The organism is Polynucleobacter sp. AP-Latsch-80-C2, from assembly GCF_018882185.1.
Classification (GTDB): domain Bacteria; phylum Pseudomonadota; class Gammaproteobacteria; order Burkholderiales; family Burkholderiaceae; genus Polynucleobacter.
On sequence record NZ_JACVOY010000005.1, the window covers coordinates 156979 to 171180 of the forward strand.

17 protein-coding genes are annotated in these 14202 nt (G+C 46.6%); 5 read left to right on the forward strand and 12 right to left on the reverse strand.

Annotated features, from left to right (window positions below):
* From ICN47_RS07475 to ICN47_RS07530, 12 genes are read right to left on the reverse strand one after another with little or no spacing between them, the layout of a single operon-like run.
* A complete protein-coding gene (locus ICN47_RS07475) occupies positions 1 to 648 on the reverse strand; it encodes a heme-binding protein (RefSeq protein ID WP_255538966.1) in 648 nt (215 codons plus the stop codon).
* A 1-nt stretch (position 649) separates the two neighbouring features.
* Positions 650 to 1594 carry an LD-carboxypeptidase gene (locus ICN47_RS07480; RefSeq protein WP_216219310.1) on the reverse strand — a complete coding sequence of 315 codons (945 nt, stop codon included), beginning with the start codon at positions 1592 to 1594 and terminating at the stop codon, positions 650 to 652.
* Positions 1591 to 2049, reverse strand: a complete 459-nt coding sequence (gene tadA / locus ICN47_RS07485; RefSeq protein WP_216219311.1) for a tRNA adenosine(34) deaminase TadA — start codon at positions 2047 to 2049, stop codon at positions 1591 to 1593. The genes ICN47_RS07480 and tadA overlap by 4 nt, the downstream gene beginning before the upstream one ends.
* A gap of 3 nt (positions 2050 to 2052) precedes the next feature.
* On the reverse strand, positions 2053 to 2514 hold the full coding sequence (gene queD / locus ICN47_RS07490; protein WP_216219312.1) for a 6-carboxytetrahydropterin synthase QueD: 462 nt from the start codon (positions 2512 to 2514) through the stop codon (positions 2053 to 2055).
* Between the two features lie 32 nt (positions 2515 to 2546).
* Positions 2547 to 3200, reverse strand: coding sequence for a 7-carboxy-7-deazaguanine synthase (gene queE, locus ICN47_RS07495; RefSeq protein WP_216219313.1), 654 nt, complete (start codon positions 3198 to 3200; stop codon positions 2547 to 2549).
* Positions 3201 to 3241: 41 nt separating this feature from the next.
* Positions 3242 to 3970: a hypothetical protein gene (locus ICN47_RS07500; RefSeq protein WP_216219314.1), complete on the reverse strand. Its 729-nt coding sequence runs from the start codon at positions 3968 to 3970 to the stop codon at positions 3242 to 3244.
* Entirely contained in the window at positions 3946 to 4647 is a 702-nt protein-coding gene (locus tag ICN47_RS07505) for a hypothetical protein (protein ID WP_216219315.1), read from the reverse strand. Before ICN47_RS07505 ends, ICN47_RS07500 begins: the two co-directional genes overlap by 25 nt.
* Before the next feature lie 35 nt (positions 4648 to 4682).
* The gene (locus ICN47_RS07510) at positions 4683 to 5483 is read right to left on the reverse strand and encodes a ferritin-like domain-containing protein (RefSeq protein ID WP_216219316.1); all 801 of its coding nucleotides are present in this window, start codon (positions 5481 to 5483) and stop codon (positions 4683 to 4685) included.
* Between the two features lie 24 nt (positions 5484 to 5507).
* Positions 5508 to 7115 carry a glutamine-hydrolyzing GMP synthase gene (gene guaA, locus ICN47_RS07515; RefSeq protein ID WP_216219317.1) on the reverse strand — a complete coding sequence of 536 codons (1608 nt, stop codon included), beginning with the start codon at positions 7113 to 7115 and terminating at the stop codon, positions 5508 to 5510.
* 36 nt (positions 7116 to 7151) lie between these two features.
* Positions 7152 to 8615: an IMP dehydrogenase gene (gene guaB / locus ICN47_RS07520; RefSeq protein ID WP_216219318.1), complete on the reverse strand. Its 1464-nt coding sequence runs from the start codon at positions 8613 to 8615 to the stop codon at positions 7152 to 7154.
* Between the two features lie 26 nt (positions 8616 to 8641).
* Positions 8642 to 8992 (reverse strand): RnfH family protein, encoded by a 351-nt coding sequence (locus ICN47_RS07525; RefSeq protein ID WP_216219319.1) that lies wholly within the window; start codon positions 8990 to 8992, stop codon positions 8642 to 8644.
* Positions 8985 to 9416, reverse strand: a complete 432-nt coding sequence (locus ICN47_RS07530) for a type II toxin-antitoxin system RatA family toxin (RefSeq protein ID WP_216219320.1) — start codon at positions 9414 to 9416, stop codon at positions 8985 to 8987. Before ICN47_RS07530 ends, ICN47_RS07525 begins: the two co-directional genes overlap by 8 nt.
* A gap of 26 nt (positions 9417 to 9442) precedes the next feature.
* Between ICN47_RS07530 and smpB the strand changes: the two genes are divergently transcribed.
* From smpB to ICN47_RS07555, 5 genes are all read left to right on the forward strand, one after another.
* Entirely contained in the window at positions 9443 to 9895 is a 453-nt protein-coding gene (smpB, locus tag ICN47_RS07535; protein ID WP_215392266.1) for an SsrA-binding protein SmpB, read from the forward strand.
* A gap of 130 nt (positions 9896 to 10025) precedes the next feature.
* Positions 10026 to 11438, forward strand: coding sequence for a circularly permuted type 2 ATP-grasp protein (locus tag ICN47_RS07540; RefSeq protein WP_216219321.1), 1413 nt, complete (start codon positions 10026 to 10028; stop codon positions 11436 to 11438).
* Positions 11439 to 11451: 13 nt separating this feature from the next.
* Positions 11452 to 12429: an alpha-E domain-containing protein gene (locus tag ICN47_RS07545; protein WP_216219322.1), complete on the forward strand. Its 978-nt coding sequence runs from the start codon at positions 11452 to 11454 to the stop codon at positions 12427 to 12429.
* An 18-nt stretch (positions 12430 to 12447) separates the two neighbouring features.
* Positions 12448 to 13245, forward strand: a complete 798-nt coding sequence (locus tag ICN47_RS07550; RefSeq protein ID WP_216219323.1) for a transglutaminase family protein — start codon at positions 12448 to 12450, stop codon at positions 13243 to 13245.
* Positions 13246 to 13301: 56 nt separating this feature from the next.
* Complete coding sequence (locus ICN47_RS07555; protein ID WP_216219324.1) at positions 13302 to 14177, forward strand: peptidase; 876 nt, start codon at positions 13302 to 13304, stop codon at positions 14175 to 14177.
* Positions 14178 to 14202 lie beyond the last annotated feature (25 nt).

Below are 14202 nucleotides of genomic sequence, written 5' to 3' on the forward strand. Positions count from 1 at the left end.
CTAGTTTGCAATATCGAGCATCACTTCATTACGCCGCATAAATGGCAAGGTCCAGGGCGGGTTATAACGAGCAAATTTTGGCACACCATTTGCTTGCAAGTTCCGTGTTTTGATCCACTCTTCTAGCTCTAGTGTTTTATCAGCCACTTTTTGGCTATTGTAAAAACCAGAAAACTGGACAACCGCACGCTTTACTGCCGGGATCTGCCTTAGCTGCACTTTTGAATTGAGGGGCTTTGGAAGACTTTCTAAAGTGTATTCAGATGGCATTACGAATGATACGGTCCATTGGCCAGCGCTAGATTCAATGTTGACTGGTGCGGTCATCGCAATTTTGGCGCTCTTGATACTCTGCTCTTCAATCGCCACCGGTGTAGTCATGGATATTTTTTGACTGACTTGATTTTGTCCAAAGATATAGGCGGCAATCAGTCGAAATCCTTGATTAGAGGCTTCGTCCAAATCCCCGTCGACTTTCACTTCAGCCAGAATCATTGGGGCATACAGCCTCAACTCAAAAGGCTCCGTTTTTTCTAAGACAGTATATTTTGGTTCTTCAATAGCCATCGCCCCTCCAGCAAACAGTTGTGCAACGAAAAAGATGAGTAATGAAAGATGTTTGATGATGATCTTTCTGTAGCGAAACATGCTACCAACTAGCCTGAATTGCGTAACCGTCTGGACTAAGGGCTAAAGTAGCTTTGGCACCAACTGGCAAGGTTAATTTATTGGGTTGATGCCCAAAAGGAAGATCTGTCAGGATTGGGATTGAGCTTGGTAAACGCTTACGAATTGCTTCAATCGCACTCTGCAAGCTGTATCCGCGGTCATTATCGTAAAGACGGTAGGCAGAGAAGCCCCCTAAAAGGATGGCGCTTTGGTTCGCCAATATGCCTGCATCGAATAACTGCATCAGCATTCTTTCAACCCGATAAGGATGCTCATTCACATCTTCTAGAAAAAGAATGCCACCCTGTGTTTGTGTTGCGCTTGGCAGATAAGGAGTGCCGATCAGGCTGGTGACTACTGTTAAATTACCGCCCCACAACATTCCAGAAATAGTATTGCTGCTCTTGTCACCCAAATACGCTTGGGGAATCTGAACTTCGCAATCTAACTGACGCTCTATCACGGCCCTTTGAAAATACTGCCACATCCATGCATTCGGTGCAGTTGCTTGCCCTTGATCATCAAGGCAACCGAAGTCGTAATTGAGCATAGGGCCAGATAAAGTGATTGCACCCGTCTTGGCTAATAGACCCATCTCGAATGCCGTGAAATCGCTATGTCCGCAAATTTGTAAACCGTTCTGAATAGCGTTGGCAATCGCCTCCCATTCAATCTGGGATAGGAGTCGGTGAATGCCATAACCACCGCGCATCGCCATCACTAGACTTTGTGCTGGTAGCTTGGCAAGCGCATTGAGCTCTTTCAAGCGCTGTGCATCTGCACCAGCAAAGCGCTCATCAACCCGTTCTACACAGCTGACATTCTGGACGTCAATACCCTGACGGGTGAGCCATTCAATACCCGCCAAAGGACTTTTGGCATCTAAGCTGGCCCCAGAAGGAGCAATGAGGTGAATGGATTTCAACGTCGCTCCTTAAAGAAAGTTTTTAGCAATTGACCGCACTCTTCAGCCATGATGCCACCATTAACACTAGTCTGATGATTAATCTGCTTGGATGCAAACACATCAACTACACTACCCGCCGCACCTGTTTTAGGGTCTGGAGCACCATATACAACGCGATCAACCCGCGCATGCAACATAGCACCAGCACACATCGTGCACGGTTCAAGGGTGACATACAAGGTAGTTCCGGGTAGACGGTAATTTTGCTCAGCATCAGCTGCCTGTCTTAATGCCAACATTTCTGCGTGAGCACTAGGGTCATGATTGGCAATGGGTTTATTGAACGCTGTAGAGATTACCTGACCATCGCGCACAAGGACCGCCCCTACTGGAACTTCTCCTGCAAGAGCAGCTAACTGAGCTTGCTCTATAGCTTGCTGCATGAACCGACGATCAAGCTCTGCTTGCATCATGTATTAACGAGTAACGTCCGCCCAACAATTGGGGGTTTCATAAAGACGGATTGCAGAAAGCTCCAGGCGCCCACCGAACGCTTGCTTAAAAATGGGTTGCAAAATAGCAAATGCAGCATTGGCTAAATTTTCAACAGTAGGAACATGTTCCATGATGACGGTTTTATGATTTGGCAAAGTAGCAAGGAACGCAACCAGACCTTCATCTTCTTTGGCCACTAAAAATGCATGATCCCAAGGCTCAACGACGTGCTGATTGGTGAGTCGCTTAATGTCACCGAAATCTAGAACCATGCCATCATCGGCTTTACCTGGATGATCAGCCACTTCGCCCGTCAAGGTAACTTCAACGGCATAGCGATGGCCATGTAAATGGCGACACTGCCCGCCGTGATTAGGAATGCGATGTCCAGAATCGAATTCTAGGCGACGGGTAATGGAGATAGCGGGTTGTTTTGTACTCATGCTCGGTTATGTCATTTCTGGCAAAAGCCAAATTATCGAATGCCAATCAGTTTGTGAGATTGCAGGCTCAGTCGCCAAAGTGGGCGTTTTTGGCACAGCCCCACAGCTAACTCAGTATTACTCTTTAAATTTGGGCCATCCATTGGCTGCAAATAGCGATGGCGATAGTCCATCTTCTCAAAACGGGCCAATAAAGTTTCCAAAGGGTGATGATCTGCTTGAGGCACAACCAATTTCAACTCATCTGCTTGCAAAACAATTAAATCAGAACCTGCCTTAGGGCTGACACAAACCCAATCAACCCCTTTGGGAATTTTGATAGTGCCATTGGTTTCAATGGCAACTTCAAAGCCTTTTCGATGCAAGGCCAAAATGAGTGCTTCATCTAACTGCAACAAAGGTTCGCCACCAGTAAAAACCACATAGCGTTGCTGCGGACCTGCTGAAGTACTTTTCCAGGCTGCCTCAATGGCATCCGCTAGCAGCTCTGCGTTTTCAAATTTACCACCGCCAAAACCATCACTTCCAACAAAATCGGTGTCGCAAAATTTGCAGACTGCATCAGCACGATCTTCTTCTCGTCCACTCCATAGATTGCAGCCCGCAAAACGGCAAAAGACCGCTGCTCTTCCGGAGTGGGTTCCTTCGCCTTGTAGCGTAGGGAAAAGTTCTTTAACGGTATACATAGTAATGCGTATATTTTAAGCGCTTTACCCAAGCAATTCATTTACTTCCAGGAGACTAGCTGCCAATCAAGATAGTCTTCCCAGTAGGCATTGGACCAAGAAACGCCCAGGGTGATATAGCGCCCAAAGGATCTGCGCGCCACCCAGCGACCGATTTCCGGAGATAACCAAACATCTTCCTCGCGATAGTTCCCAACCCTAAAGACATCATTGCTCTCAAAATAGGGATTTTCTTGGTGGTATTTAAGAACAGTAAATTGGCCAGCAGGCACAGAAACTCGCTCCCATTCAAGCGCTTTACTAGCTAAACCCCAGTAATAACTGCCATTCGGATAAGCCAAGACTTGGTAACGCGTGCGGTAAAAGTCGGACCAAGCTGGTATGAGTTTTTCTGGCCATATGGGCAAAGCATGCTGAAATTGTTGCGGTGGACTCCATTGAGGATCTTGCAACACATACCCCCATGACTCTTGAATTTCATCAGGCAATGAACCCGCCTTCAGACCGCTGCGCTGTATCCGAATTTGCGGACTGATCGACACCACTGTCTCGGTCACCGTATCGACAAGCTGCTGATTAAAAACATTGCTAACTTGATAGACCCATTGCTGACCCACTTGGGGTGCTCGCATGCTTGGCGTGACAATAGGCGCGGGTATTGTGACTGATGTTGGATAAGGCTGCGTTGCGATACAAGCCATCAATAGCGATGGCAATGCAAATATAAATACTTTGCGCAACATTTTTACTTGTAAGAAGTTAATTGCCATTGGTAGCTATCTTCATTAGTTGGAGCTCCCAACTCACCTTGAATCATGTATGAACCAGAACACTCTCGCGCCACCCATCGCCCAATGCTGGGCGCAAACCAAAGAGTCTCTTTACGAATACAGTTCACTTTATTAGCATCATCACTTTCGTAATTGATGAGGTTTTGATAACGTAAGGTTAAGAACGTTCCAGCAGGAACGGTAACTTGCTCCCATCCATGGGCACTCATATATTCCTGCCAGGTATAGGAAGCATTGGGATAGCCCGCCAAAGCATATTTAGTGATGAATTGCTTGCTCCAGGTGGGCGTCAGGTCTTGAGGCCACAATGCAATAGGAGGATTAAATGTCACGGTGCGCGCCCAATGCGGATCAGTAATAACCGTTCCCCATGGCCCCTGAACTTCATTAGACAATCTACCCATACCTTCATCATTACGCTCAATCACAATCGTTGAGCCAATGCTTGTCACTCGATCTGTGATCAGACCAAGTGTTTTTCCATCAAATACATTGCGCTGAATATAAGTCCACTCCTGCCCTACCTGAGGCGCCCTTACCAAGGGAGTAGGTTGTGGTTGAGTCACAGGGGTACCGCGTTGATATCCCAATGGAACGCCGCAAGCTACCGGCGTTAATGCAACAGAAGTGATAAAGGTGCGGCGGGATAATTTCATGGTGCAGTTTCCTGAGTAAGCTATATAGAATGGCTTCAGTCTAGTCCCAGCAAATCCAATTCTTCACTGGTAAAGCCTGCTTGCCTGCGACCCTCTAAATTAAAAGGGCCTCTTAAAATGGGGGCGTGGTACTTTCTTGCTAATGTTTTATAGGTTGAGATGGCAGAAAGATTCTCTTGATCACATAAGTAATTGAACCACTGATTCCCGATAGCGACGTGCCCGATTTCATCTCGAAGAATGATTTCCAAGATCTCAACCACTTTTACATCTTTAACTTGTTTAAATCGATCGCGTATCGCAGGAACAGCATCCAATCCCCTGGCTTCCATCGTTCTGGGAACTAAAGCCATTCTGGCAATCACCGCATCCGAGGTTCTTTCTACCATTTCCCATAGACTATTGTGAGCAGGAAAGTCTCCATAGGCAAAGCCAAGTGACTGTAAGTGCGCTGCAATCAAGCTGAAATGATAGGACTCTTCTTTGGCTACCTGCAACCAATCAACATAATATTGCGTTGGCATATCCGCAAAACGCCAGATGGCATCTAATGCTAAATTCATCGCGTTAAATTCGATGTGAGCCAAGGAGTGTAATAAAGAAACTCTACCTTCGGCGGTGGCCATTGATCTCTTGGGAACGTTTAATGGGGGAATAAGCTCGGGCTTTAGCGGCCTGCCAGGCAGAACCTTGCCGCCAGTATTCAATAACTTGGAAGCATGGAGATCAAGACCCTGCCGATGGTATTGATCAAACAAATCCTGAACGCCCACTACTTTGATCTGAGGGTCAGTTACAGCCAATAATTCAAGGGCGGTTTGACGTAACTCAAGCATAGACAAACGTAAACCGAGCTAGATTTATTCCCACTCAATCGTGGCCGGTGGTTTACCGCTGATGTCATAAACGACACGATTGATGCCACGCACTTCATTGATGATGCGATTAGAAACTCTGCCAAGTAGTTCATGTGGCAAATGAGCCCAATGCGCTGTCATAAAGTCTTGTGTTTGGACTGCCCTCAGGGCAACGACATACTCGTAAGTACGGCCATCACCCATCACACCCACTGATTTCACAGGCAAGAACACTGCAAAGGCTTGGCTAGTTAAGTCATACCAAGATTTTTGGCTCACTTCATCAATCGTACTGCGTAACTCTTCGATAAAAATAGCATCAGCACGTTGCAGCAATTCTGCAAACTCTGCCTTCACTTCACCTAAGATACGCACACCAAGACCAGGGCCTGGGAAGGGATGGCGATATACCATCTCTCTTGGGAGTCCTAAAGCAACACCGAGCTCGCGAACCTCATCCTTAAAGAGCTCACGCAAAGGCTCGAGCAGCTTGAGATGCATGTCATCTGGCAAACCGCCAACGTTGTGATGGCTCTTAATAGTATGAGCACCCTTTTTACCTTTACCTGCTGACTCAATGACGTCAGGATAGATCGTGCCTTGCGCAAGCCATTTGGCATTCTTGATTTTTCCAGACTCTGTTTGGAAAATCTCTACAAATTCCTTGCCGATAATTTTGCGTTTAGCTTCTGGATCAGCGACCCCAGCCAACTCACCCATAAAAGTATCTTTAGCATCAACACGGATAACCTTCACCCCTAAATTGCGAGCAAACATTTCCATCACCATATCGCCTTCGTTAAGGCGCAGCAGTCCATGGTCTACAAATACGCACGTTAACTGATCGCCAATCGCCCGGTGGATTAATGCAGCAGCAACGCTTGAGTCCACACCTCCGGATAAACCCAGAATAACTTCATCACTACCAACTTGTTTGCGAATGCTCTCAACCGCTTCACTGATGTAATCGCCCATAACCCAATCTGGCTTGCACAGGCATATCGTATGCACAAAGCGCTCGATAATGGCAGTGCCTTGAATAGTATGAGTTACCTCAGGATGAAATTGGAAAGCATAAAAGCGACGCTCTTCATCGGCCATACCTGCTATTGGGCAAGATTCTGTAGAGGCCATTAACTTAAAGGCTTGCGGCAGAGTTGTTACCGAGTCTCCGTGACTCATCCATACCTTCAGAATGCCGTGGCCTTCGCTGGTAGAAAAGTCCTGGATGCCTTTGAGTAAATTGGTGTGCCCATGAGCACGCACTTCCGAGTACCCAAACTCACGCGCTTTACCTAAGGCCTCGGCTGAAGCAACTGCACCACCCAACTGGGTAGCCATGGTTTGCATGCCATAGCAAATGCCTAAAACAGGAACACCGAGTTCAAATACGATTTGGGGGGCACGCGGACTACCATCCTCAGTCACTGAGTTTGGTCCACCAGAGAGAATGATCCCTTTGCCACCCTGCTCTTGAATAAACTTTCGAATGAATTCTGGATCGCAGTCGTAGGGATGGATCTCAGAGTACACCCGTGCATCACGCACACGTCTTGCAATTAATTGAGTTACTTGTGAACCAAAGTCGAGTATCAGTATTTTGTCGTGCACGAAAGGATTACCTTAAATTCAGCCTGCTTTTATTTCTTAATCAATATGGTAATTTGGGGCTTCCTTAGTGATCTTCACATCATGCACATGCGACTCACGCACGCCCGCTGAAGTGATTTCCACAAAATTGGCTTTCTCATGTAATTCATCAATTGTCTTGCATCCCAGGTAACCCATGGATGAACGAATACCGCCTGTGAGTTGATGCAAGATGGCAAGCACACTACCTTTGTAAGGTACTTGACCTTCAATACCTTCTGGCACGAGCTTTTCTGCATTCGCAACAATGTCGCTTTGGAAATAGCGATCCGCAGAGCCATCGGCCATCGCCCCCAATGAACCCATGCCGCGATAACTCTTGTATGAACGTCCTTGATATAAGAACACTTCGCCTGGCGCTTCTTCAGTTCCGGCAAACATGCCGCCCATCATGACCGAGCTTGCACCAGCAGCCAGTGCTTTAGCCACATCACCTGAGTAACGAACACCACCATCGGCAATTAGTGGAATACCGGTGCCTTTGAGTGCAGTGGCCACATTCACAATCGCGGTAATTTGAGGAACACCTACGCCCGCAACAATACGAGTAGTACAGATGGAGCCGGGACCAATGCCCACCTTCACACCATCAGCACCATGATCAGCTAATGCCTTGGCAGCATCGCCCGTAGCAATATTGCCGCCAATCACTTGCACTTGTGGATAGGTTCTCTTAACCCATTTGACGCGATCTAATACGCCTTGGCTATGGCCGTGAGCAGTATCTACAACGATCACATCAACACCTGCGCGAACCAATAGCTCAATGCGCTCATCGTTGTCGGGGCCTACACCTACCGCAGCGCCCACACGCAACTTACCTTCACCATCCTTACAGGCATTAGGATGTTCAGTCGCTTTCAAAATATCTTTTACTGTGATGAGACCGCGCAATTCAAATTTGTCATTGACTACCAATACGCGCTCTAAGCGATGTTGGCTCATCAAGCGTTTGGCCTCTTCTAAAGAGCAACCTTCTTTCACAGTGATCAAACGCTCACGAGGAGTCATCTTGGTTTTTACAGGTGCGTCTAGATCTTCTTCGAAACGTAAATCGCGGTTAGTAATAATTCCAACGACTTCTTTACCCGTTAAAACCGGAAATCCAGAAAAACCATGCTCGCGAGAAAGTTGAATTACTTGGCGCAAAGTGACATCAGGACCAATCGTAATAGGATCGCGCAGAACACCGGATTCATAGCGCTTTACTTTCGCTACTTCACGCGCTTGCTCGGCAGGCTTTAGATTCTTATGAATGATGCCAATACCACCCTCGCTGGCCATGGCAATTGCCAAACGACCTTCGGTGACGGTATCCATCGCTGCGGACACCAATGGTGTATTGAGTGAAATATCCCGAGTTAACTTACTTGCCAAGCTGGCATCTCGAGGAAGTACCGATGAATAAGCCGGTACGAGGAGCACATCGTCAAAAGTGAGTGCTTTTTGAATGAGTCGCATGCAAAACCCCTAGTCGCAAAAACAGATTATAGCCTCCTAGCCTTTCTTTTAGCTGCAGCCGCTTGGAATTTGGCGTCCTGGTTCTGATTGGCCTTTTTACGACGAACTGCCTTAGGGTCTATCAGCAAGGGGGAATAAAGCTCTAAGCGATCCCGAGGGTAGATTGGGCTATCCCAATCTTTGCGTTTGCCAAAGACCCCGAAACAGCCCTTTCTGGATAAGACGGGGTCATCCGGCCCTGCTGCTATTCCAGTCTTTACTAAAGCCCATCCAACCGTAGGCTGCTCATCCGGCAGAAAACTCAATTGCACGGAGCTTAAGACTGGCTGCCCTTGCCTGGCATCACACAGCATGATCTCTAAGAATTGACTACTCATAGAGCTCTTCAGCGCGCTTAACAAAGCAATCCACAAAGGTTCCGGCTATGTGCCCAAATACTGGGCCAATAATCTTATCGAGAATGGCACTCTTAAATTCCCAATGAAGCTTAAATTCCACCTTACAGGCATCCTCTTTGAGGGGAATAAAGTTCCATTGGCCTGAAAATTGCTTAAAGGGGCCATCCACAAAGACCATATCGATCGTTTCTGGTCGATGATTGATGTTCCGGGTATGGAAATACTGATTAATACCCTTGAAATGGATCATGATTTTTGCATCTAGGACGGTTTCGGTTTGCTCAAAGATTTCAACCCCGCCGCACCAAGGTAGAAACTCCGGATAACGCGCCACATCCGTCACCAAGCCATACATACGGTCGGCTGATTGGCCAATTAAAACGGTCTTGTAGACGTCTGCCATAATCGATCTTGAGAAGCTAAATAAATATGAGTATCGTCGATAACAAAAAAGCCTTCTTCGATTATTTTGTCGAGGAGCGCTTTGAGGCCGGACTGGTGTTGGAAGGATGGGAAGTTAAAGCCATTCGCGCCGGTCGCGTGCACATTAAAGAAGCGTATGTCGTCATTCGCAAGGCAGAACTGTTTCTAATCGGTTGCCATATCACCCCGCTCCTGTCGGCCTCTACCCACATTCTTCCAGACAACACTCGAACCAGAAAGTTACTACTCAACGCCATTGAAATCCGCAAGCTCATCGGCAAAGTGGAGCAAAAAGGCTATACCCTGGTACCCCTGAACCTACATTTCTCCAAAGGGAATGTGAAATGCGAGATTGGGCTGGCCCGGGGTAAAAAGCAGCACGATAAACGTGCCGCCACCAAAGAGCGTGAATGGGAAGTCCAAAAGGGCAGAATCGCTAGAGGCGATTTAAACGCTTAAATAGGGAGTAGACTCTCCAACGGCCTTACATCCTCGCAGGAGAGAAGATATGCACCATATTAGTGCATATCGGCACCAAGCTGCTTCAATTCCGATAGAACCGTCTTTTCAAAGGCATTAGTTTGTAACTATGAAATTGCCTTTTGATGAAATGCTCGACGCAGCCGGTAAGGCCCGTCCCCACTACCAAATTTTCCACAACTGGTTAAAACAGCAAAGTGACACCCTCATGGGTCTCAAGCGTGCTGAGGCTGACCTCATCTTTAGACGAGTCGGCATCACCTTCGCCGTCTACGGCGATGACCTTGGCTCAGAAAGAACCATCCCCTTCGATCAAGTGCCCCGCATCTTTACAGCAAAGGAATGGGAACAGCTAGAGGCTGGTTTGCGTCAACGCGTTAAAGCACTCAACCGCTTTATTTATGACGTTTACCACGATGAAGAAATTATCAAAGCAGGCATTGTTCCTGCCGAGCAGATCTTTAATAACGCCCAGTACCGACCAGAGATGCGTAACGTCAGCGTGCCACGAGATATCTACGCACAAATTGCCGGCATCGATATTGTTCGCGCTGGTGAAGGCGAATTCTATGTACTAGAAGATAACTTACGCGTTCCTTCTGGCGTGTCGTATATGGTTGAAGATCGGAAGATGATGATGCGTCTCTTCCCAGATCTGTTTCAAAAATATCGGGTTGCTCCAGTCGAGCACTATCCAGATTTACTCTTGGAATGTCTCAAGTCTGTTAAGCCAGATGACGTTAAGAAACCTAACGTGGTTGTCCTCACACCAGGAATGTATAACTCCGCTTATTTTGAACACAGCTATCTCGCCCAGCAAATGGGTGTAGAGCTAGTCGAAGGCAAAGACTTGTTTGTTAAGAATGAGCAAGTCTTCATGAGAACCACCCAAGGACCAGAGCGAGTCGATGTGATTTATCGTCGCGTTGATGATGACTTCTTAGATCCACTGGCATTCCGCTCAGATTCCACTTTGGGTGTCGCTGGATTGCTCTCGGCGCATCGCGCAGGCAATGTCACTCTTGCGAATGCCATTGGTACCGGTATTGCCGATGACAAATCCATTTATCCCTATGTTCCAGAAATGATTGAGTTTTATCTGGGTGAAAAACCGATTCTGAATAACGTACCCACTTTTCAATGTCGTAAGCCTGATGATTTAGCTTACACCTTGGCCAACCTAGAAAAGTTAGTTATCAAACTCACGCATGGCGCTGGTGGCTATGGAATGCTGGTAGGACCAGCATCGACCAAAGCAGAGATTGAAGAATTCAGAGTCCATCTGATTGCGAATCCTGATAAATATATTGCCCAACCCACTCTAGCTCTTTCCACCTGCCCAACATTTGTGGAGTCAGGCGTTGCTCCAAGACATATTGACCTTAGGCCCTTTGTCCTCTCTGGCAAAACCATCAAGATGGTGCCAGGCGGATTAACGAGGGTGGCCCTTAAAGAGGGATCTTTAGTGGTGAACTCATCACAAGGTGGTGGCACTAAAGATACCTGGGTGTTAGAAGAATAAGGGAAGAGTAAACATGTTAAGTCGCACCGCTGATTGTCTTTATTGGATGGCTCGTTATACCGAGCGTGCAGAAAATACTGCTCGCATGCTCGATGTAAATCACCAAACTTCACTACTCCCCCAGCCCGCAGAGTTCTTAGAGCAGAGTTGGAAAAAATTACTTACCATCTCCAAATTGGAAGAGGCATTCTTAAGTAAGTACGATGTCGTCAACCGTGAGAATGTATTGGACTTCATGATTTATGAAACCAGCAACCCCTCTAGCATCGTTTCTTGTTTATTTGCTGCCCGCGAAAATGCGCGTGTTATTCGCGGCAAGATTACCTCTGAAGCTTGGGAAACCCAAAATACGACCTGGCTTGAGTTACAACGCATCCTTGAAGCCCGTAATCAAACCGACCCCAGTCGATTACTCGAATGGGTAAAGCATCGCTGCCATCTCTTTAGAGGGGTGTTGCTTGGCACGATGCTGAAAAATGAAGCTTTCTACTTTATTAACGTCGGCACCCTGCTAGAGAGAGCCGATAACACTGCGCGAATTTTAGAAACCAAATATGAAGTTCAGGATGCGCTAAAGGTTTTGAGCTCCAAAAAAGGAGCTGAGGAAGGTACCGCTGGAGAGTTCTTTGATTTTTATCACTGGGCTGCTTTATTGCGCTCTGTTTCCGCCTTTGAAATATATCGCCAAATATATTCCGACCAAGTGACCCCTAAACAAGTTGCTCAGTTATTGATCTTCAATAAGCAAATGCCGCGTTCATTAGTGTGCTGTGTTAATGAACTCATTCCACTGATTTCAGAAATGAAAAACCAGCAATCAAAAGAAATTGAGCGCTTACTTGGAAAGTTAAAAGCTAGCCTAGATTATTCCGATATTGATGAAGTCTTTGAACAAGGTCTTGAAGAATTTATTGAAGCCTTCTTAGAACGTATTAACCATATTGCTGATGAGTTTAGTAATGCTTACCTCATCCCACTGGCTGTTGCCTAAGAAAAATACAGAAATCCTATGCACCTGAAAATCCGTCACCGCACTGAGTACCGCTATGAAACACCAGTGCGCTATTCTATTCAGGAGTTGCGCCTGACGCCTCCCAGTACTGCCGGCCAACAAGTAGATAAATGGAAAATTAGCACTCCTATTAAGGCCTCAAGCTCAATCGATAGCTTTTGCAATCTATGTAGCGTCTTTGTACAAGAAAGTCCGTACACCTCAATGATGATTGAGGCGGAAGGTGAAGTGCATACCGAAGATGCTTTTGAATTTATGGATGATGCTAAGGCGGTTTCTCCGTACTACCTTCTGCAACAAACCCATCTGACTGAGCCTACCGAAGAGATGCTAGATTATTTTTCTTACAGTATTCCCAAGAAAAATTCAGTTGACCAAGTACTCAAAATGGCAGAAGCCGTTCAAGGGCTGATTGTGTACACGCCAGGCCAAACCAATTTTGCAACCACTGCAGCACAATCATTTGCTATGAAATCTGGAGTGTGTCAGGATCACGCCCACATCATGCTTGGACTTTGCCGCGCCTCTGGCATACCTGCACGCTACGTTAGCGGTTATTTCTTTGCGGAAGAATCCCCCAACCTAGCAAGCCATGCGTGGATAGACTTTTGTAGTGATATTGATAAGGGTATCTGGACCAGTGTTGACATTACCCATGCCTGCTTGATTGACGCGCGCCATATTAGACTTGCAGTTGGTCGAGACTACTACTCAGCAGCGCCGGTTAAAGGGGTCCGCTCTGGCGGTGGTGGCGAAGAATTGAGCGCCAATATCTCCATTTCTCAGATACCCTAAGGATGCTCTTGAGTATTTAAGAGATAATCCCCTGACATGATTAAAAGGGTATTGGTATGACGTATTGCGTTGGGCTTTGCTTAAAAGATGGTTTGGTATTTTTATCCGATACCCGCACGAATGCTGGCGTGGATCAAATTGGTACTTTCAGAAAGATGACCCTGTTTCAGGATAAAAGTCGTTTCTTTACCCTGATGAGTGCCGGCAACCTAGCAATTACCCAAGCAGTAAAAGAAATCCTACTGCAAGGTCAGTTACTCAATGGCGTGAATCTCTGGAATGCCGAGAATAGCCATGATGCTGCGGTGGTGGTGGGAGATGCTATCAAACAAGTTTATGAGCGAGATCATCTAGCGCTTGAAAAGGCCGGCATCGACTTTAACTGCAATCTCATTTTCGGCGGCCAAATTAAAGGTGAGCGCCCTCGCCTTTTCAATATTTATTCTGCTGGCAATTTTATTGAAGCAACCCCTGAGACTTGTTATTTCCAAATTGGTGAATCCAAATACGGCAAACCTATTTTGGATAGAGTGGTGAGCTTCTCTACCCCGCTCAATCTTGCGACTAAATGCGCTTTGATCTCAATGGATTCAACCCTTAACAGTAATATCTCGGTCGGCCTACCTTTGGATTTACTGGTTTACGAAAAGAATTCCTTAAAACCCAGCAAGCTCGTTACCCTTGATGAAACCAACCCTTACTTTCAGATGATTCATCAGCTTTGGGGGGAGAAACTTCGCTCTGCCTTTAATTCTATTGCTGAGCCTAGCTGGAGTGGCGTTCATAAATCGAGCGCTATCTCAGCACCTGCGAAGCGCATGAGTCCTGTACCGATTCATCATCAGCCGCCTAAAGTAAAAGCAGTTAAAACTAAGGCGGCAGTCAAAACTAGCAAGCCTGCTAAAAAAGTGGTGGCCAAGAAAAAGGCCTAGAGAACTAGGCCTTTTTAATATTGCA

Excerpts from the sequence above, each read along its gene's own strand:
- queE (WP_216219313.1), bottom strand. The coding sequence starts at position 3,200 with ATGTATACCGTTAAAGAACTTTTCCCTACGCTACAAGGCGAAGGAACC.
- ICN47_RS07500 (WP_216219314.1), bottom strand. The coding sequence starts at position 3,970 with ATGGCAATTAACTTCTTACAAGTAAAAATGTTGCGCAAAGTATTTATA.
- ICN47_RS07505 (WP_216219315.1), bottom strand. The coding sequence starts at position 4,647 with ATGAAATTATCCCGCCGCACCTTTATCACTTCTGTTGCATTAACGCCG.
- ICN47_RS07510 (WP_216219316.1), bottom strand. The coding sequence starts at position 5,483 with ATGCTTGAGTTACGTCAAACCGCCCTTGAATTATTGGCTGTAACTGAC.
- ICN47_RS07475 (WP_255538966.1), bottom strand. The coding sequence starts at position 648 with ATGTTTCGCTACAGAAAGATCATCATCAAACATCTTTCATTACTCATC.
- queD (WP_216219312.1), bottom strand. The coding sequence starts at position 2,514 with ATGAGTACAAAACAACCCGCTATCTCCATTACCCGTCGCCTAGAATTC.
- guaB (WP_216219318.1), bottom strand. The coding sequence starts at position 8,615 with ATGCGACTCATTCAAAAAGCACTCACTTTTGACGATGTGCTCCTCGTA.
- ICN47_RS07540 (WP_216219321.1), top strand. The coding sequence starts at position 10,026 with ATGAAATTGCCTTTTGATGAAATGCTCGACGCAGCCGGTAAGGCCCGT.
- tadA (WP_216219311.1), bottom strand. The coding sequence starts at position 2,049 with ATGATGCAAGCAGAGCTTGATCGTCGGTTCATGCAGCAAGCTATAGAG.
- ICN47_RS07525 (WP_216219319.1), bottom strand. The coding sequence starts at position 8,992 with ATGAGTAGTCAATTCTTAGAGATCATGCTGTGTGATGCCAGGCAAGGG.
- ICN47_RS07555 (WP_216219324.1), top strand. The coding sequence starts at position 13,302 with ATGACGTATTGCGTTGGGCTTTGCTTAAAAGATGGTTTGGTATTTTTA.
- smpB (WP_215392266.1), top strand. The coding sequence starts at position 9,443 with ATGAGTATCGTCGATAACAAAAAAGCCTTCTTCGATTATTTTGTCGAG.
- ICN47_RS07530 (WP_216219320.1), bottom strand. The coding sequence starts at position 9,416 with ATGGCAGACGTCTACAAGACCGTTTTAATTGGCCAATCAGCCGACCGT.
- ICN47_RS07545 (WP_216219322.1), top strand. The coding sequence starts at position 11,452 with ATGTTAAGTCGCACCGCTGATTGTCTTTATTGGATGGCTCGTTATACC.
- ICN47_RS07550 (WP_216219323.1), top strand. The coding sequence starts at position 12,448 with ATGCACCTGAAAATCCGTCACCGCACTGAGTACCGCTATGAAACACCA.